17 protein-coding genes are annotated in these 17,386 nt (G+C 73.8%); 8 read left to right on the top strand and 9 right to left on the bottom strand.

The features are described from left to right. The first annotated feature begins 263 nt into the window (after positions 1-263). Positions 264-1,844 (top strand): carbohydrate-binding protein, encoded by a 1,581-nt coding sequence (locus ACZ62B_RS08540; protein WP_344563006.1) that lies wholly within the window; start codon positions 264-266, stop codon positions 1,842-1,844. Positions 1,845-1,913: 69 nt separating this feature from the next. Here the strand turns inward: ACZ62B_RS08540 and ACZ62B_RS08535 are convergent, their stop codons facing one another. Next, the gene (locus ACZ62B_RS08535; protein WP_469689618.1) at positions 1,914-3,023 is read right to left on the bottom strand and encodes a sugar ABC transporter substrate-binding protein; all 1,110 of its coding nucleotides are present in this window, start codon (positions 3,021-3,023) and stop codon (positions 1,914-1,916) included. Positions 3,024-3,316: 293 nt separating this feature from the next. Here ACZ62B_RS08535 and ACZ62B_RS08530 point away from each other — a divergent pair, with 293 nt between their 5' ends. Then, complete coding sequence (locus ACZ62B_RS08530; protein WP_469689497.1) at positions 3,317-4,141, top strand: SCO2400 family protein; 825 nt, start codon at positions 3,317-3,319, stop codon at positions 4,139-4,141. An 81-nt stretch (positions 4,142-4,222) separates the two neighbouring features. After that, positions 4,223-4,543: an antibiotic biosynthesis monooxygenase family protein gene (locus ACZ62B_RS08525; RefSeq protein WP_468883509.1), complete on the top strand. Its 321-nt coding sequence runs from the start codon at positions 4,223-4,225 to the stop codon at positions 4,541-4,543. A 22-nt stretch (positions 4,544-4,565) separates the two neighbouring features. On the opposite strand, the gene bla is transcribed toward ACZ62B_RS08525, so the two are convergent. Beyond that, positions 4,566-5,486 (bottom strand): class A beta-lactamase, encoded by a 921-nt coding sequence (bla, locus tag ACZ62B_RS08520; RefSeq protein ID WP_468720889.1) that lies wholly within the window; start codon positions 5,484-5,486, stop codon positions 4,566-4,568. 291 nt (positions 5,487-5,777) lie between these two features. Beyond that, entirely contained in the window at positions 5,778-7,406 is a 1,629-nt protein-coding gene (locus ACZ62B_RS08515) for a penicillin-binding transpeptidase domain-containing protein (protein ID WP_469689494.1), read from the bottom strand. Positions 7,407-7,490: 84 nt separating this feature from the next. Here ACZ62B_RS08515 and ACZ62B_RS08510 point away from each other — a divergent pair, with 84 nt between their 5' ends. Continuing rightward, positions 7,491-8,456, top strand: coding sequence for a LysR family transcriptional regulator (locus ACZ62B_RS08510; RefSeq protein ID WP_468883515.1), 966 nt, complete (start codon positions 7,491-7,493; stop codon positions 8,454-8,456). Continuing rightward, on the top strand, positions 8,453-9,355 hold the full coding sequence (locus ACZ62B_RS08505; protein ID WP_468883517.1) for a serine hydrolase: 903 nt from the start codon (positions 8,453-8,455) through the stop codon (positions 9,353-9,355). Before ACZ62B_RS08510 ends, ACZ62B_RS08505 begins: the two co-directional genes overlap by 4 nt. Positions 9,356-9,435: 80 nt before the next feature. Here the strand turns inward: ACZ62B_RS08505 and ACZ62B_RS08500 are convergent, their stop codons facing one another. Next, complete coding sequence (locus ACZ62B_RS08500) at positions 9,436-9,639, bottom strand: cold-shock protein (protein WP_015607926.1); 204 nt, start codon at positions 9,637-9,639, stop codon at positions 9,436-9,438. A gap of 241 nt (positions 9,640-9,880) precedes the next feature. After that, the gene (locus ACZ62B_RS08495; RefSeq protein ID WP_344563018.1) at positions 9,881-10,261 is read right to left on the bottom strand and encodes a MerR family transcriptional regulator; all 381 of its coding nucleotides are present in this window, start codon (positions 10,259-10,261) and stop codon (positions 9,881-9,883) included. A 333-nt stretch (positions 10,262-10,594) separates the two neighbouring features. Here ACZ62B_RS08495 and ACZ62B_RS08490 point away from each other — a divergent pair, with 333 nt between their 5' ends. Continuing rightward, positions 10,595-10,966: a DUF6479 family protein gene (locus ACZ62B_RS08490; protein ID WP_344563020.1), complete on the top strand. Its 372-nt coding sequence runs from the start codon at positions 10,595-10,597 to the stop codon at positions 10,964-10,966. Between the two features lie 2 nt (positions 10,967-10,968). Here the strand turns inward: ACZ62B_RS08490 and ACZ62B_RS08485 are convergent, their stop codons facing one another. Next, complete coding sequence (locus ACZ62B_RS08485) at positions 10,969-11,730, bottom strand: Ig-like domain-containing protein (protein WP_469689491.1); 762 nt, start codon at positions 11,728-11,730, stop codon at positions 10,969-10,971. 198 nt (positions 11,731-11,928) lie between these two features. Here ACZ62B_RS08485 and ACZ62B_RS08480 point away from each other — a divergent pair, with 198 nt between their 5' ends. Next, positions 11,929-12,315, top strand: coding sequence for a hypothetical protein (locus ACZ62B_RS08480; protein WP_468883521.1), 387 nt, complete (start codon positions 11,929-11,931; stop codon positions 12,313-12,315). A gap of 48 nt (positions 12,316-12,363) precedes the next feature. On the opposite strand, the gene ACZ62B_RS08475 is transcribed toward ACZ62B_RS08480, so the two are convergent. Further along, the gene (locus ACZ62B_RS08475; RefSeq protein ID WP_344563024.1) at positions 12,364-14,067 is read right to left on the bottom strand and encodes a glycoside hydrolase family 13 protein; all 1,704 of its coding nucleotides are present in this window, start codon (positions 14,065-14,067) and stop codon (positions 12,364-12,366) included. 185 nt (positions 14,068-14,252) lie between these two features. Here ACZ62B_RS08475 and ACZ62B_RS08470 point away from each other — a divergent pair, with 185 nt between their 5' ends. After that, positions 14,253-14,786: a copper chaperone PCu(A)C gene (locus tag ACZ62B_RS08470; RefSeq protein ID WP_344563026.1), complete on the top strand. Its 534-nt coding sequence runs from the start codon at positions 14,253-14,255 to the stop codon at positions 14,784-14,786. A 24-nt stretch (positions 14,787-14,810) separates the two neighbouring features. On the opposite strand, the gene ACZ62B_RS08465 is transcribed toward ACZ62B_RS08470, so the two are convergent. Together ACZ62B_RS08465 and thrS are read right to left on the bottom strand one after the other, a co-directional pair. Further along, positions 14,811-15,794 carry a nucleoside hydrolase gene (locus tag ACZ62B_RS08465; RefSeq protein ID WP_468887484.1) on the bottom strand — a complete coding sequence of 328 codons (984 nt, stop codon included), beginning with the start codon at positions 15,792-15,794 and terminating at the stop codon, positions 14,811-14,813. A gap of 130 nt (positions 15,795-15,924) precedes the next feature. After that, positions 15,925-17,148, bottom strand: coding sequence for a threonine--tRNA ligase (gene thrS / locus ACZ62B_RS08460; RefSeq protein WP_468887482.1), 1,224 nt, complete (start codon positions 17,146-17,148; stop codon positions 15,925-15,927). Positions 17,149-17,386 lie beyond the last annotated feature (238 nt).

Here is a 17,386-nt window from a genome sequence, read left to right as displayed (position 1 = left end):
GCACCGCCCGTGCGGCCGCCGGCTCCCACGCCGGCGGCCGCACGGGCGTGAGGGCGGCCACGCCGCCCGCTCCGTCGGCCAGGTCCGGTGCGCGCGGCCGGTGGCACGACCCGGTTGTTCATGAGTGTGAATCTGATTCAACGTCAAAACTATTGACGTGCCCACGGCAGGCCCCTACGGTCCCGGAAAGCGCTTTCTGCGTTCACGCACCCGAACACACCGAGGAACTCGTCCCACCAGCCGACCGAACCTGGAGACGAACGATGCACTTGAGACCCGCCCTCGCCTGCGCCGGCCTGCTGGCCGGTACGCTCGTCGCACTGTCCGGCAACCCCGCGCAGGCCGCCACCGTGCGGTACGAGGCCGAGGGGTCCTCGGCGGTCTGCACCGGCGCCGTCGAGAACGAGTGGGCCGGATACTCCGGCAGCGGCTTCTGCAACGGCACCAACAGCACCGGCGGCTACGCCCAGTTCACCGTCAGCGCCTCCGCCGACGGCACGGCGACGGTCCAGGTGCGCTTCGCCAACGGCAGCGGCAGCGCACGCGCCGCGAACATCGTGGTGAACGGCAGCACGGTCGCGTCCGCCTCCTTCGAGGACACCGGCGACTGGACGGGCTGGACGACGAAGACGCTCACCGTGCCGGTGCGGTCGGGCGGCAACACCGTCCGGTTCACGCCCACCTCGTCCGCCGGGCTGCCCAACCTCGACTACATCGACGTGGAGACGAGCGGCGACACGACCACCCCGCCGCCGCCCGGCGCCACGCTCTACGTCGCACCGGGCGGCAGCGCCGGCGCGTCCGGCACCCAGTCCGACCCGACGACGCTCACCTCCGCGATCGACCGCATCACCCCCGGCGGCACGATCTACCTGCGCGGCGGCACCTACCACCACTCCCAGACGGTCACCATCCCGGCCGGCAACAACGGCACCTCGGGCGACCGGACCGAGCTGGCCGCCTACCCGGGCGAGACCCCCGTACTGAACTTCTCGGCGCAGAGCGAGAGTTCGTCGAACCGCGGGCTCGCCGTGAACGGGTCGTACTGGCACGTCAAGGGGATCGTCGTCGAACGCGCCGGGGACAACGGCATCTTCGTCGGCGGCAGCAACAACGTCTTCGAGCGCACGGTGACCCGCTACAACCGCGACACCGGCCTGCAGCTCTCCCGGATGACCTCCGACACGCCCCGCGACCAGTGGCCGTCCGACAACCTGATCCTGAGCGCGGAGTCGCACGACAACGCCGACTCCGACGGCGAGGACGCCGACGGCTTCGCCGCCAAGCTCACCTCCGGCCCCGGGAACGTCTTCCGGTACGCCGTGGCGCACAACAACATCGACGACGGCTGGGACCTCTACACCAAGTCGGACACCGGCCCGATCGGCGCGGTGACCATCGAGGACTCCCTCGCCTACGAGAACGGCACCCTCTCCAACGGCGGCCAGGCCGGCAACGGCGACCGCAACGGCTACAAGCTCGGCGGCGAGGACATCGGGGTCGACCACGTCATCCGGCGCAGCATCGCCCACGCCAACGGCAAGCACGGGTTCACCTACAACAGCAACCCGGGCTCGATGACCGTGTCGGACAACGTCAGCGTCGACAACGCCGAGCGCAACTTCAACTTCGACGACGGCAGTTCGGTGTTCCGCAACAACACCTCGTGCCGCGGCGACGACGGGACGAACGACAGGATCGTGGGCAACGCCGACGGCTCGAACCAGTTCTGGTCCGGCTCCAACGGCTCCCGGTGCGCCGCCTACTCCGGCGGACTGGGCTGGTCCTTCGCCTCGGACGGCCGCCTGGTCGTCACCTTCGGCGGTGACGTCGTGACGCCGTAAGCGGCGTGGCCGGCGGCCTGCCCCCGGGTGGTGACCGGGGGCAGGCCGTTTCCCGTTCCCACGGCGTTCCTACGACGTCAGGCCGATCTCCGCGCAGTCCGCCGCGTACGCCTCGGTGCAGATCTCCTCGACGGTGTAGACGCCGTCCTGGACCACCGTGGCCTCGATGTTCTCCCTCGTGAGGGCGACCACCGGGACCAGCATCGCCGGGATGTCCTTGCGCGTCGGGCTGTCGACCACGTCACGCGCCAGGGCGTCGAACTGGATCGACCGCTCCTGCACCTTCGCCACCGCCATGTCCGCGGCCCCCGTCGCCTCCAGCAGGAACGACTTGTACACCGTCATGTACTGCTCGCCCGAGACGACCCGGCGCACCGCCGCCAGGTCGGCGTCCTGCCCGGTCACCGGCGGCAGGTCGGTGACGCCCGCGTCCTGGAGCACCTCGATGACGGCACCGGCCATGCCGTCGTTCGCCGAGTACACGGCGGCGATGTTCCCGGCACCGACCTCCTTCACCGCCTCGCGCATGTGCTCCGCGGCGACCTCGGGCAGCCACTTCCTGGTGTCGTACGACTTGACGATGTCCACCTTGCCGTTCAGTTCGCCGAGCGCGCCCTTGCGGAACAGCGCCGTGTTCGGGTCGGCGGGCGCGCCGTTCACCATGACGACCTTGCTGTTCTCGGCGTCCTCGCCGAGCGCGTTCACGAGGGCGCGGCCCTGCACCTGGCCGACGAGTTCGTTGTCGTGGGAGACGTACGCGTCGATCGGGCCCTCGGCGAGACGGTCGTAGGCGATGACGGGTATGCCCGCCTCCTTCGCCTTCTCCACGTCCGGCGCGATCGCCTTGGAGTCCACCGCGTTCACCACGATCACGTCGACCCCGTCGGCGACCATCTTCCGGAACTGCTCGCTCTGCCTGTCCTCGCTGCCCTCGGCGTTGGCGTGGACGACCTCGCCCTGCTTGTCGGTGAGGGACGAGACGCGGTCCTCGATGAGGGGGCGGTCGAACCTCTCGAAGCGCGCCGTGTCCTTGTCGGGCAGCAGCAGGCCCACGGTGATGTCGTAGCCCCTGCTCGGTGACGCGGACGCGTCGTCGCCGCCCACCGCGCCGACGACGCCGCACGCGGTGAGCGACAGGGCCGACAGGCCGGCGGTCAGGAGCAGGGCGGCGCGGCGCACGGAGGCGGCGCGGGTACGGGAGGGGGAGGTGGCGCGGGGGGTGGTACGGGGGGTCACGTGGGGGGGGCCTTCCGGGCGAGTGCTGCGGGGCGACCAGGTGACTGTGTCCGTTGTGCGGTGGTGCGGCGTCCATGCTCACGGCACTCTCGCGGGCTGCGCGGAGAATGTGCGCAGGAGCGGCACACAGGCTGCACACAGTGGGCCGGGAGCGTCGTTAGCGTGGCTGTCCCCTGCTCCGGACCGGTCGCCCCGGCGGGCGTCGGAGTCGGTACGTCAACTCAGGAAGACAGCGGATGGACTACTGCTCCACGTGTCGCCGGCACCTGAACGGCGCCCTGGTCTGCCCGGGCTGCGGTGCCTACGCCCCCGACATCGCGCCCGCCGTCATCGGCGGCCGTACCGTCCCCGGACCGGCGACGGCCGCCGCGCCCGGTGCCGTCGTCACTCCCCCTGCTTCGCCCCCCGGCGACGTGCCGCGGACTCCCGAACCCACGGGCACGGGCCGGGCGGCGCGGCGGCGGCAACTGGTCCGCTGGAAGAAGACCCAGCGGCGGGCCCTGGTCGCGACGGCCGTGGCCCTCGTCGGCGGCGGGCTGACCCTCGCCTCCCTGGACCGGGGCGGCACGGACCGCGCCCAGGCCGCCACGGCACCCGATCTCCGGGGCATGGGCGGCGCGAAGACCCCGGCGGACCGGTACGACGACGGCCTGGACGCCGCCCCGCCGTCCTCCCCGGACCGTACGGCGTCTCCCTCGGCCGACGACGGGCGCGGGCGGACGGACACCGGGGCCGCACCGGCACCCACCGCCCCCGCCGACACCCGCACGGACGGCGCCGCCGCCCCGGAGACGGCGGTGCCGTCGCAGCCGCGTACGGCCTCCCCGGACTCCGTCTCCCGCTCCGGCTCACGCTCGGAGACGGGGCCGGACACGGGATCGGGACCGGAATCCGTACCGGATTCCGAGACGGCCACCCGGCCGCCGACGCAGCCCCCGGCCGCCGACGGCGACACGGGCCAGGACGAGGGTTCCCAGCCCACCCCCGCCCCTCCCGCCACATCACCGTCGGCCGAGCCGGACCCCTCCCGGCTCTGCCTCCTGGTGATCTGCCTCGGCTGACCTCCCGCCGGGGCGCCGCGCCCGCACGGGCCGCGGCGCCCCGCCGCGTGCCCCGGAGCGGCCCTGCGGAACAATCGGGACATGAGCATCGTCAAGATCAACGTACTCACGGTCCCGGCGGAGCAGCGCGAGACGCTGGAGCAGCGGTTCGCCGCGCGGGCGGGGGCCGTGGAGGGTTCGGACGGGTTCGAGTGGTTCGAGCTGCTGCGTCCGGTGGAGGGCACCGACACCTACCTCGTCTACACCCGCTGGCGGAGCGAGGAGGACTTCCAGCGCTGGATGGCCGGCCGCGCCCAGGCCGCCCACGGCGGGGCCCAGGGAGAGAAGCCCCGCCCGGCGGCCACGGACGCCACGCTGTGGTCCTTCGAGGTGGTCCAGCAGGCGGCGCCCAAGCAGGACTGACGCCGGGGCCGTCCCCCTCGGTTCAGAGCAGGGCGGCGAGTGCGCGGCGGGTGGCCTCGGCGACCAGGGCGTCACTGGCGGCGGCCTCGCGGTCGGGCCGCTCGGTCAGGACGGCGATCACCAGCGGGGCGCCGCGCGGCGGCCAGAGCACGGCGACGTCGTTGGCCCGGCCCCAGTCGCCGGTGCCGGTCTTGTCGCCGACCTTCCAGTCCCGGGGGACGCCGGCCCGGACGCGCAGGTCGCCGGTGGTGTTGCGGACCAGCCAGTCCGTCAGCAGCTCCCGCTTCGCGGCCGGCAGGGCGTCGCCGAGGACGAGGGCGCGGTAGTCGGCGGCGACGGCCCGGGGACTGGTGGTGTCGCGCGGGTCTCCCGGCGGGTTTCCGTTCAGCTCGGGTTCGTCGTGGTCGAGGCGGCTCACGCGGTCGCCGAGTCCGCGCAGGTGGGCGGTGAGTGCGCGCGGGCCGCCGATCTCGCGCAGCAGCAGGTTGGCGGCCGTGTTGTCGCTGTACCGTACGGCCGCGTCGCAGAGGTCGCGGAGGGACATGCCGGTCCCGACGTGCTTCTCGGTCACCGGTGAGTAGGCGACGAGGTCGGCCCGGGTGTAGGTGACGCGCCGGTCCAGACCGGCGACCGGGTGCCGGTCCAGGACCGCGGCCGCCGCGAGCGTCTTGAAGGTGGAGCAGAGCGCGAAGCGTTCGTCGGCGCGGTGGACCACGGTGGCGCCGGTCCCGGTCGCGAGGGCGTACACCCCGAGCCGGGCGCCGTACTCGCGTTCCAGGTCGGTGAGGCTCCGGGGGTCCACCGGTGAGGGCGTGGGAGTGCGGCTCGGTGCCGGCGGGCCGGACTGGCCGCGCTCGCGCGCCGGGGTGCCGGTGGCGCATCCCGCCACGGGGGCGAGGGCCGCGGCCAGCAGTAACGCGCGACGGGAGGGACGTGCGGTCACGGGGGTCCCTTTCGGACGTGTTCGGTCAGGACTGTCAGGTCAGGGCGGTCCGCTCAGGACGGCGCGGTCGGGGCGGTCCGGTCAGGACGGCGCGGTCAGGACGGTCCGGTCGGAGCGGTCCGGTCAGGGCGGTCCGGTCAGGACGGTCCGGTCAGGACGGTCCGGTCAGGACGGTCCGGTCGGGGCGGTCCGCTCAGAACGGTCCGGTCGGGGCGGTCCGCTCAGAACGGTCCGCTCAGAACGGCGCGGTCGGGACGGTCCGCTCAGAACGGCGCGGTCAGGACGGCGCGGTCAGGACTCGGGTACGGCGGACAGCAGGGAGCGGATCACCGGTCCCGCCGAGCCGCCTCCGGTGACGCCCTCCTCGACCACGCAGGCCACGGCGACATTGCCCCGGTGGGCGACCATCCAGCCGTTGTTGTCCTGCTCGTCGGAGACCTCCGCGGTACCGGTCTTGGCGCCGACGGCGCCGGGCAGGTCCGCCAGGACGCGCGCGGTTCCCTCGGTGACGGTCGCCCGCATCAGCTCGCGGAGCTGGGTCGCGACCTCCGGCGGGAGCGGGGTCGTGGCGGTCGTGTCCTCGGTGCCGTCGACGAGCGAGGGCTGGTGGAAGGTGCCGGACACGGCCGTCGCGGTGACCGACGCCATGATCAGCGGGTTGGCCTGGACCCGGCCCTGCCCGATCATCGACGCGGCCTTCTCCGTCGCGTCGCGGGGCACCGGCACGGAACCGTCGTACGACGGAACGCCCACGTGCCAGGTCTGGCCGACGCCGAAGTACTTCTTCGCCACGTCCCCGAGCTCCCCCTCGCCCAGCTTGCCGCGCAGGCTGATGAACGCGGTGTTGCAGGACTCGGTGAAGTCCTTGCGGAAGGTGGCGCCCGGGTGTTCGGAGGTCTCCACGTTCTGGAACCGCTTGCCGACCGTGAGGTACTTGGGGCAGTCCACGACGTCGTCCGGGGCGACCGCGCCCTTCAGCAGCAGGGCACTGCTGGTGACGATCTTCCAGGTGGAGCCGGGCGCGTAGGTGCCGGAGACGGCGCGGTTGAAGCCGGAGGCGGGCGAGTTGGCCACGGCCAGGATCTCGCCGTCGTCGATGCGCAGGGCGACGAGCGCGGCGTTCTTGCCGTCGGCCTCGGCGAGGGCGCGTTCGGCGGCGGACTGCCAGTCGGCGTCGAGGGTGGTGCGGACGGGACCGTCGTCCTCGTCGGCGTCCTCGCCGCCGAAGGACGCCTCCGTGCGTTCCACCTCCCCCGTGGCCCGGTCGACGAGCTGCACCGCGCCGCGCGGCCCGCCGCCGTCCCCACCGCCGGCGAGCTGGGCGAGTACGGGGGCGAGGGAGGGGTGGGTGGCGCCCGACAGGGTCGCGCCGTCGCGGTCGGTGGCCTCGACCGGCTCGGTCTCCTCGCGTTCCAGGCGGAACTTCTCCGTGTCGCTGAGCCGCGGGTGGACCAGCGACAGCTTCCAGTCCACCTTCCAGGCGCCGTCGTTCTGCTCCCGCAGCGGCAGCTTCGAGGCGTACGTCCAGGTGCCGAGGCCCTTGACGGGCATCCGCGCGGTGAAGGGCACGGTGACCGTGCTGTCTCCGGTCTCCTCCGGTTTCCCGGCCGTGAGCTTCGGTTTCTCGATGTCGAGCCCGGCGGTGAAACTCCGCAGCACCTCCTCCGCGCGGTCGGGCCCGGTCGTCCGGGCAGCCGCGTCGGGCAGGCGTCCGGCGGCCCAGTCGGCGAGGAAGGCGCGGGCCTCGGCCACCGCCTCCGGGTCGGGGCCGGTCTCCTCCTCGAAGGGGCCGAGACCGGCCGCGTACGCCCCTCCGGCGGCGATCGCGGCCACCACCGCCACGGCGGTGAGGACCTTCGCCGTTCCGCGCGGACGGCGACGGCGGGGGGCGGTGTGGGTGTGGTCGGCGTAAGAAGTCATGCGTCGACCACAGCAGCGGCAGGGCCGTACGTCCAAGACCGATATCGATCATTGATCGATCAACATTGAATATAATTACTGGTCGTGGACCTGATGCGGCACCTGGAGTGCTTCGTGGCTGTTGCAGAAGAGTCACACTTCGGGCGTGCCGCGACCCGCCTGGGGATGGCCCAGCCGCCGCTGTCGCAACGCATCCAGCGGCTGGAACGGGAGCTGGGCGTCCGGCTGTTCGAGCGGACCAGCCGCCAGGTGACGATCACCGAGGCGGGGCGGCTGCTGCTGGCCGAGGCCCGTGAACTCCTCGCCCGTTCCGATGCGTTCCTGGCGACCGCGCGCCGGGTGCGCGACGGCGAGACCGGGCTGCTGCGGGCGGCGCTGCCCCCGGACCTCTCCGGCGAGACCGTGGCCGCCCTGCTCGCCGACTTCGGGCGCCGGCACGGCGGCCTGGAACTGGAACTGCACGAGCTGTCCACCGCACAGCAGCTCGCCCGGCTCGCGGCCCACGAACTGGACGTCGGCATCGTCCACCACCCGTGCGACGTCTCCGGTCTGGAACTGGGCCCGGTGCTGCGGCGCGAACTCGGCGTGCTGCTGCCGCGCACGGCCGGGGTGTCCGGGTTCGACGAGGTGCCGCTGGCCGCGCTGGCCGGCCACGACCTGATCCTGTTCCCGCGCGCCGCGGCCCCGGCCCTCTACGACGACCTGCTGACCACCTGCGCCCGGGGCGGCTTCACCCCCGCCGCCGTGCGCCACGGCCAGGGCGCCAGCTTCGTACGCGGTCTGGTGCTCTCCACCGGGGCCGTCGCCCTGTGCCCGCGCGACGCCCTGCCGCCGCCGGAGGGCGGGGACCCGGACGTCGTGTGGCGCCCGCTCACCGGCGGGGCACCGGCGCTGCGGCACTCCGCCGCCTGGTCCAAGGGGCGCGGCGACGCCGCCGTGCACGCCTTCGCCGAGGCGGCCACGCACGCGCTGCGCACCACCGCCGGAGCGACCTCCGACGTACCGTCCCGCCCGCTGCACCTGCGCCCGGCATCGGAGTACTGGCTGTGACCGACGCCCTCGCCCGCATCCACGCGGCCTTCGCCGACGCCGGGGTCACCGGCCGGCTGCACGCGCTCGACATCGACTCCGGGGCGCAGCTCGACGCCGGGGCGGACCAGCCGGTCCCCACGGCCAGTGTCCACAAGCTGTGCGTCCTGGTCACGCTGCACGAACAGGCGGCGGCGGGCCTGCTGGACCTCACCGAGCAGGTGGAGTGCCCGCCCGCCGGGCGCACCACGGGTCCCACCGGGGTCGCCGCCATGCTGGACGCGGTCCGGATGTCCCTGCGCGACCTGGCGTTCCTGATGATGACGGTCAGCGACAACGCCGCCGCCGACCTGCTGCTGCGCCGGGTGGGCCTCGACGCCGTCAACGCGACGACGGCCCGGCTCGGCCTCACCCGGACGCTCGCCGTGCACTCCTTCGGCGAGATGCTCGCCACCGTGAAGGAGGACGCCGGTCCCGACGGGGCACGGGCGCTCGCCGACCCGCGGGTCGTCGCCCGGCTGCGGGCGCTCGACCCGGCCCGCACCAACCGCAGCACGCCGCGCGACATGACCCGGCTGCTGGCCGCCGTGTGGCGGGACGAGGCGTGCACGCCGGAGCACGGCGCGGCCGTCCGGCGGATCCTGGGGCTGCAGGTGTGGCCGCACCGCCTGGCGTCGGGCTTCCCCTTCGACGACGTGCACGTCGCCGGGAAGACCGGCAGCCTGCCGACCCTGCGCAACGAGGTCGGCGTGGTCGAGTATCCGGACGGGGGCCGTTACGCCGTCGCCGTTTTCACCCGGACCGCGCACACCGCGGCCACTCTTCCGGCGGCCGACGCGGTGATCGGCACGGCCGCGCGGACCGCGGTGGACGCGCTGCGGGCGAAAGGGCTGCGGTCACGTCGGTCCCGCGCCGAATGAAAGCGGATAAGGGGTCGGAAAACAAAGAGCGGGGCCCGCACCGAAGTGCGGGCCCCGCTCTCGCAATCCCTGCGCCAGGGTCAGGCGGGGACGATGTTCTCCGCCTGCGGGCCCTTCTGGCCCTGCGTGACGTCGAAGCTGACCTTCTGGCCCTCCTGGAGCTCACGGAAGCCCTGGGTGGCGATGTTCGAGTAGTGGGCGAAGACGTCGGCGCCGCCGCCGTCCTGCTCGATGAAGCCGAAGCCCTTTTCCGAGTTGAACCACTTCACCGTACCGGTGGCCATATCAATTCTCCTGAGACAGTGCTGGGACTCGCACTTTACGAATCCCTTCATCGTCGCGATGATCACCTGCCCGGAGACCCGGTAGCAAACTGGCAACCACAACTGCAACTGACGTCAGCCTAGCACGGAAAAAGTCAACGGCAAGCGAGGAAAATCACTGGAATAAAACACCGGTGGCGTGTTTAGGGAAAGAGATTTTCTTCAGCGGGAGCGGAAATACTGTTCCGGCGGGGACAGATTTTCAGCGGTGTCCGCGGACCGCCCCCACGTCGCGCCGGCGCAGCTCCTCGTTGGCGCGTTCGGCCTGTTCGAGCTGGTCCTCGAGGCTGATGATGCGGCACGCGGCGTCGACCGGTGTGCCCTGGTCGACCAGTTCGCGGGCCCGGGCGGCCAGCCTGAGCTGGTGGCGCGAGTAGCGGCGGTGGCCGCCCTCCGAGCGCGTCGGGGTGATCAGCCGCGCCTCGCCCAGGGCCCGGAGGAAAGCGGGTGTGGCTCCGACCAGTTCGGCGGCCCTGCCCATGGTGTAGGCCGGGAAGTGGTCGTCGTCGAGCCGGTCGGCGACGGGGAGCCGGTCCTGGTCCGGCTGCCGGCCGTCGGCGTACGGCTGACCTTCCGAGGGCATACGCACCTTTCCGCGGACCACGGTGGGCACGGTCCGCCACGGGGACGGGTTCCCCACGGAGGAACTCTAGTCGGCCCGATGGAAAACCTGCCGTGGCGACGGCAGATGTCCTGCGCCGGGAGGCGGGGGCGCCGGTGCCGTCGGGTGCGGGGGCGGGAAGGCCGGGTACGGGCCCCGAGCTGCACACGTGGGGACGCGACGGCCCGTCCCGGCCTTCCTCTGGGCGCAATCTGTCATGCCGTGGGGACGGGCGCCCGCCGGGACGGGCCACGAGCGTGACGGGATCGGACATTCCGGGCGCTTTATCTCATTTCTTCGGCCATACTCGGAGACATGAACACGGCGACGTATGTGGTTCTGGCCGTCAGTACGCACAGGTGGGCCGTCTTCGCGGCCTTCATCGGCGGGCTGGTCGTGGCCGGTGCGCTGATCTGGGCCGTACGTGTCGGGATGCGGTACATGGACCGGGAGGAGCCCCGCCCCGCCCCGGAGGAGCAGCCGAGACTGCCGGACGGCGGCGCGGTCCACGAGATGCGGGAGATGCGCGAGCCGGACGAGATGCCGGACATGTCGAGGACCGGCTCACGTCTCATGCCCTACGAGCTCCACCACTCCGCGACCAGAACGGGCAAGGACCAGCAGCGCAAGCGCTGGCTGCCCGGCTCCAGCGGCGGCTTCGGCAGCGGAGGCCCCGGGCACGTGTGACGTCAGCGGGCCGGTGCGGCGTCCCCCACGGTGATCTGGATCTGCTCGCTCGACGCGCTCACGCCGTTCAGGGCGGCGGTGGCCTGGAGCCGGTTGGGGCCGGCCGGGAGGGCGGGACCGGGAGCGCAGCTCCAGCGGCCGTCGGGCCCCGCCGTGTCGGCGCACACCGTGCGGCCGTCCTTGTCGGAGACGGTGATCCGCGCGCCCGGGTGGGCCGTACCGGCGACCGTCGGCCGCGCGCCCAGCGGCACACCGGACTCCGGGCGGGTCAGGGCAGGCTCGTCCAGCCCCACGGTCACCTGGCAGCCGCCGGTCGCCCGGACCGCGCCGGCCGCGTCCGCGAGCCGCAGGGCGCATCCGCCCAGCCGGGTCCCGGGCACCGCGCCCGCGGGGACCGCCAGCACGAAGGGGAAGGCGCCCGCCCGCCAGGGCCGCTCCGCCGAGACCGCGGTGTAGACGGCGCCGCGGCCGTCGGCGGCCACGGCGCCCTGGTAGCCGGGGGCGTCGAGGGGGACACCCGTCACCCGGGCCCCGGCGGGGGCGGTCAGGGTCAGCGTGGAACCGGCGCCGAGGGCGGGGCCGGTGGGTCCGGCGGCCTCGACGACGCCGTCCCGGCCGGGCGGGATCGTCACCTCGCCCCACAGCACCCGGTCGCGCGCCGCCGGGGCGCCGTCGGCGGAGGCCCCGCCCGCCGGCCACGCGCCCGCAAGGATCCCGGCCGCCGTCAGCACGGCGGCCGCCGCTGTCCTGCTGGACCTGTTCATCGTCGGCGGGCTCCCTGTACGGCCGTCACGGACACCCCCGGAGCCGATTCTGCCGGGGCGCCCGCGCGGGCCGCCCGCACTGAACGGCCGTACGGGTGGGCCGGGCGCGGAACCCGCTTCCGGACCGGACGGCGGGAGGGGCACAGTGGAACAAAGGGCATTGAAAGGCAGCAAGACGGGCGCGGGAGGTGTTCCGGTGTGATCACCGAGCTTGCCGTCGAACGGGTCGAGTTCACGTGCGGCACGTGCTGGCACCACTGGAGCGTGGACTACGACGTCCAGCGCAACATGGACGGCCGCGGGGAGGAGTGGGAGTACTTCTACCGGGACAACACCGCCGTCCCCTCCCCGTACACCCCCGACGGCGCCCCGTCCTGCGAGCACTGCGGACGCCACTGGGTCGGACACCTGGTCGCCCGCCGTCCGGTACCGCTGCCGGGCGTCTCCGACGCGCCGCGCAGCCGCGTCCCGCCGGAGGGCCTGCACCGTCCGGAGCGCCACCGGGCCCCGCTGCTGGAGGCCGACGGCCATCCGCAGCCGTCCCGGGAGCCCCCGGAGGACCGGCCGGCCACGGACCTGCCCTGACCGCCCCGGTCCCGGCCCGCCGGGGCCGGGACCGGGGCGGTGTGCGGGTCAGCGGCCGAGCCAGGCCGTGGTGTCCGGGCCGAGGCGGCCGTCCTCCAGGGGCGCGCTGGTCAGCAGGACCTCGCCCGCCGGGAGGGGGACCGGATCGGGGGACAGGTTGGTCACGCAGCGCCAGCCGTCGCCGCGGTCGAACTGCAGGACCCCCGCCGGGGTCTCCTCCGCCCAGGTCAGCGTCTCGCCGTCGATCAGCTTGCGGCGGGTGCGCAGGGCCGTGCGGTACAGCTCCAGGGTCGAGCCCTCGGCGCCGTCCTGTGCCTCGACGGCGTACGCGGCGAAGGACGGCGGCTGCGGCAGCCAGGCACCGGCCGCCCCGAAGCCGTACGACGGACCGGTCGTCGTCCACGGCAGCGGCACCCGGCACCCGTCGCGGCCCTTGCGGACGTGCCCCGTCTGTTCCCAGATCGGGTCCTGGAGGACCTCGGTGGGCAGGTCGGCGACCTCGGGCAGGCCCAGCTCCTCGCCCTGGTAGAGGTAGGCCGAGCCGGGCAGCGCCAGCATCAGCAGGGTGGCGGCGCGGGCCCGGCGCAGTCCGGCGTCCGGGTCGACGGCGGGGGCGTGGCCGCCGGACAGCAGCCAGGCGTTCTCGTCCGTGTCCGGCGGCAGCGCCAGCCGGGAGGCGTGCCGGACGACGTCGTGGTTGGAGAGCACCCAGGTCGCCGAGGCGCCCGCGGCGTGCGCGGTCTCCAGCGAGTCGGTGATGACCTGGCGCAGCTCCTCCGCGTCCCACCCGGCCTGGAGGTACTCGAAGTTGAAGGCCTGGCCCAGTTCGTCCGGACGGGCGTACAGGGCGCGCCGGGCGCCGGGGACCCAGGCCTCGGCGACGGCCATCCGGGGCGGGGAGTAGGCGTCGAGGATCTTGCGCCAGTCGCGGTAGATCTCGTGCACCTCGTCCCGGTCGTAGAAGGGGTGGGTGCCGGGCGGGAAGTCGGCGAGGGCGCCCTCGCGGCTCAGCTCGGGGGCGCCGAGGTCGCGCAGCGGCTCGTCGAGGTCCTTGGCGAGGGCGTGCGCGACGTCCACGCGGAAGCCGTCCACGCCCCGGTCGGACCAGAACCGCAGGGTGGTGCGGACGTCGGCGCGGACGTCCGGGTGGCCCCAGTTCAGGTCGGGCTGCTCGGCGGCGAACAGGTGCAGGTACCACTGTCCGTCCGGCACCCGCTGCCAGGCGCTGCCGCCGAACACGGACTGCCAGTCGGTGGGCGGCAATTCGCCCCGCTCCCCCTTGCCGTCGCGGAAGACGTAGCGGTCGCGGGCGGGGGAGCCGGGTCCGGCGCGCAGCGCCTCCTGGAACCAGACGTGCTGGTGGGAGCTGTGGTTGGGGACGATGTCGACGATCACCTTCAGGCCGAGCCGGTGGGCCTCGGCGACGAGCGCGTCGAAGTCGTCGAGGGTGCCCAGGCGCGGGTCGACGTCGCGCGGGTCGGCGACGTCGTAGCCGCCGTCGGCGAGCTCGGAGGGGTAGAAGGGGCTCAGCCACAGGGCGTCGACGCCGAGCGCGGCGAGGTGGGTGAGGCGCCGGGTGATGCCGCGCAGGTCACCGAGTCCGTCGCCGTCGGCGTCGGCGAAGCTGCGGGGGTAGACCTGGTAGACGACGGCCTGCCGCCACCAGTCGGGGTTCCTGGAGGAGAGGTCGGGCGTGGCGTCGGGGGCGGGGTGCGGCGGCCGGGGGTCGGGCGTGGGGGTGCGATCGGTCACGCGGTCTCCTCTGGGTGCGTGCGGGTACCGGCAGAGAATCTGTCCACAACACCGTAAAAGCGAACACACCGACAGCGGGGAGCCATTCCCCGACGGTGTGGCGGGATCCTTTCCGTCCGGTTTGCCGGAGTCCGCCCGGGCTACTCAGCGCGGAGGACGGTGACCCGCGAGAGGAACGAGCGACCATGGCCCTTTCCCGCACACCGCGCGCCCGGCACGGTCTGGCGGCGACCGCGCTCGCCGTCACCCTCGCCCTGGCGGGAAGCGGCTGCGGCGCGGACGAGGACTTCTCCCTCCCGGACTGGGACGCGCCGGGGCAGAACGCCCGCGTCGGTGACCTGATGATCCGGTACGCGCACCTGGCCGAACCGACGGGCGACCCGTGGCAGCCGGGCGACGACGTCCCCGTGTACGTGTGGCTCTACAACAAGGGCGGCGGGGACGACCGGCTGGTGGGCGCGAGTTCGCCGATCGCCGAGTCCGTCGACGTCGTCGACGCCGACGAGGAGCGCCTGCCGGACGGCGTGGAGCTGCCCGAGAACGACCTGGTCGAACTGGAACCCGGCAAGGACCACCTGATCCTGCGGGACGTGCGCCAGGTGATCAGGGGCGGCGACGCCACCGAGATCACCCTGCGGTTCGAGGACGCCGGATCGGCCACCTTCGGCATCCAGGCGCAGCCGCCCGTGTACGACGAGAGCACCGGCCCGAAGCAGTGACCTCCGGCCGCCCCCGGTGAACGGCTACTCCGGGGCGCGCTCGACCGTCGCCAGGTACAGCCGGACATAGCGGGCCACGTCCACGTCCAGGCCGACGTCCACCAGGGGCTGTTCGCGGGTGCCCTCGTGGATCTCGGACTCGCCGGCGCGGGGGCGGCGGTCGACCACGGTCTGGCCCCGGGCCGGTCCGGGGGCCAGGGAGACCTCGACGGGGAGCCGGTGGGTGGTCAGGCCCTCCGGGTCGGCGACCGCGCACAGCGCGCCCGCGTCGCCGAGGCCGCCGGCGTCCTCGGCGGGGTCGTCGGGGCGGCTGCCCGGCGTGGCGGGGCGGTGCGCGAGCAGCTCCCCGGCGAGCCGGGTGCCCGGTTCGCCGCTCGCGCGCAGCCGGCGCACGTCCGCCGCCGGGACGACGACCCGGGTGAACACGTCCAGGCCGTACATCGTGATCGGCACCCCCGCGGTGAGCAGGATCGCGGCGGCCTCCGGGTCGTGCCAGACGTTGAACTCGGCGACCGGCGTGGCGTTCCCGACCGCCGCAGCGCCGCCCATGAACACGATCCGCTCGATGTTGCGGGTGACCTCGGGGTGGGTGCGCAGCAGCAGGGCGATGTTGGTGAGCGGGGCGGTGGGCACGAGCGTGACCGGGCGCGGGGAGGCGAGGATCTCCCGGCGCAGCAGGGTCACCGCGTCCACGTCGGCGGGGGTGCGGCGCGGGGCGGGCAGGCCGAGGTCGCCCATGCCGTCGTGGCCGTGGACGTGACGGGCGGAGCGCGCCGCCTCGATCAGCGGGCGCTCGGCACCCCGCGCCACCGGGATCTCCGGAGCGCCCGCCCGTTCCAGCACGGTCAGCGTGTTGCGGACGACACCGTCCACGTCGGTGTTCCCGGCCACGCAGGTCACCGCGCGCAGGTCGATCCCCGGGTGGCGTACGGCGAACAGCAGGGCCAGGGCGTCGTCGACACCGGTGTCGCAGTCGATGATCACCGGGACGGGCCGACCGTTGGTCACGACGAGGACTCCTTCCGCCTGTGCACGTGACTGCCGACCCTACGCGGCGTCCCGGAGCCCGGCGCCCCGCCCGGCCGCCCCGGCCCCCCGGCCTCCGGGCACCACCCGCTGTGGGTGTGTGCCCGCGGTCTCACGCGGGGTCCCAGAGCGCGGTACCCCGCCGGTCCGCCCGTTCCGCGATCCGCCGCAGCAGCTCCTCCACGGGCAGGGCGCCGGGCCGCCTCCCGTCCCTGAGCCGTACGGCGAGCAGCCCGTCCTCGGCCTCCCGGGTGCCGAGGACCGCCTGGTACGGGACCAGCCGGGACCGGCGGATCCGGGCGCCCAGGCTGCCCTCGCCGGCTGCGGTCACCGCCGCCCGCAGGCCCAGCTCGCCGGCCCGCCGTACGACGTCGTACGCCCGCTCCTCCTGCGCCTCGCCCACCGGCAGTACCGCGAGCTGCACCGGTGCCAGCCACACCGGGAGGGCGCCGCCGTGTTGCTCCAGGAGGTGGGCGACCGCCCGTTCCACGCTGCCGATGACGCTGCGGTGCACCATGACGGGGCGGTGCCGGGCGCCGTCGGGGCCGGTGTAGCGCAGGCCGAAGCGTTCCGGCTGGTGGAAGTCGATCTGCACGGTGGACAGGGTGGACTCGCGGCCCGCCGGGTCGGTGATCTGCACGTCGATCTTCGGCCCGTAGAAGGCGGCCTCCCCTTCGACGGCCTCGTACTCGACCCCGGAGGTGTCCAGGACCTCGCGCAGGAGGGCGGTGGCCCGTTCCCACAGGGCGGGGTCGGCGACGTACTTGCCGCCGCCGCCCGGCAGGGAGAGGCGGTGGCGGGCGGCGCGGACGCCGAGGTCGGCGTAGGCGCGGGAGATGAGCGCGAGGGCGGCGCGGGCCTCCTCGACGGCCTGCTCCAGGGTGCAGAAGATGTGCGCGTCGTTGAGCTGGATGGCCCGTACCCGGGTCAGTCCGCCCAGCACCCCGGACGGCTCGGAGCGGTACATGCCGCCCAGTTCGGCCAGGCGCAACGGCAGCTCGCGGTAACTGCGGGAGCGGGAGCGGTAGATGAGGGCGTGGTGCGGACAGAGACCGGGCCGCAGGACGACCTGCTCCGCGCCCAGCTCCATGGGCGGGAACATGTCCTCGCTGTAGTGGTCCCAGTGCCCGGAGATCTCGTACAGCTCGCGTTTGCCGAGCACCGGCGAGTACACGTGCCGGTACCCGGCCGCGCGTTCCGCCTCGCGGACGTACTCCTCCAGGGTGTGCCGTACGACGGCGCCGTCGGGCAGCCAGTACGGCAGGCCCGCGCCCATCAGCGGGTCGGTGTCGAACAGGCCGAGTTCACGGCCGAGACGTCGGTGGTCGTGCCGCACGGTGGGCTCCTCGTGTCCGGGAGGCGAGCACCACGCGCGACGAAGCCCCGGGGCACTCGCCCCGGGGCTTCGTCAGTGGTCAGCTGTCAGCGCGCCGGGACCTGGTCCGGCGTCGTCGTGCGGGACGAGTGGGCGCGCTGCATACCGGTGACGCTAACAGGGGGAGGGGCGGAGGGCGAGCCGTTTTCCCTCCGGGCGGCTCACCCGGACGGCCCGCCGCGCTGGTGGGGCGGGCGGC

Source organism: Streptomyces sp. NPDC053426, from assembly GCF_055585405.1.
This window is presented reverse-complemented; position numbering and strand designations above follow the sequence as displayed.

Excerpts from the sequence above, each read along its gene's own strand:
- ACZ62B_RS08540 (WP_344563006.1), top strand. The coding sequence starts at position 264 with ATGCACTTGAGACCCGCCCTCGCCTGCGCCGGCCTGCTGGCCGGTACG.
- ACZ62B_RS08530 (WP_469689497.1), top strand. The coding sequence starts at position 3,317 with ATGGACTACTGCTCCACGTGTCGCCGGCACCTGAACGGCGCCCTGGTC.
- ACZ62B_RS08525 (WP_468883509.1), top strand. The coding sequence starts at position 4,223 with ATGAGCATCGTCAAGATCAACGTACTCACGGTCCCGGCGGAGCAGCGC.
- ACZ62B_RS08515 (WP_469689494.1), bottom strand. The coding sequence starts at position 7,406 with ATGACTTCTTACGCCGACCACACCCACACCGCCCCCCGCCGTCGCCGT.
- ACZ62B_RS08500 (WP_015607926.1), bottom strand. The coding sequence starts at position 9,639 with ATGGCCACCGGTACGGTGAAGTGGTTCAACTCGGAAAAGGGCTTCGGC.
- ACZ62B_RS08495 (WP_344563018.1), bottom strand. The coding sequence starts at position 10,261 with ATGCCCTCGGAAGGTCAGCCGTACGCCGACGGCCGGCAGCCGGACCAG.
- ACZ62B_RS08490 (WP_344563020.1), top strand. The coding sequence starts at position 10,595 with ATGAACACGGCGACGTATGTGGTTCTGGCCGTCAGTACGCACAGGTGG.
- ACZ62B_RS08485 (WP_469689491.1), bottom strand. The coding sequence starts at position 11,730 with ATGAACAGGTCCAGCAGGACAGCGGCGGCCGCCGTGCTGACGGCGGCC.
- ACZ62B_RS08470 (WP_344563026.1), top strand. The coding sequence starts at position 14,253 with ATGGCCCTTTCCCGCACACCGCGCGCCCGGCACGGTCTGGCGGCGACC.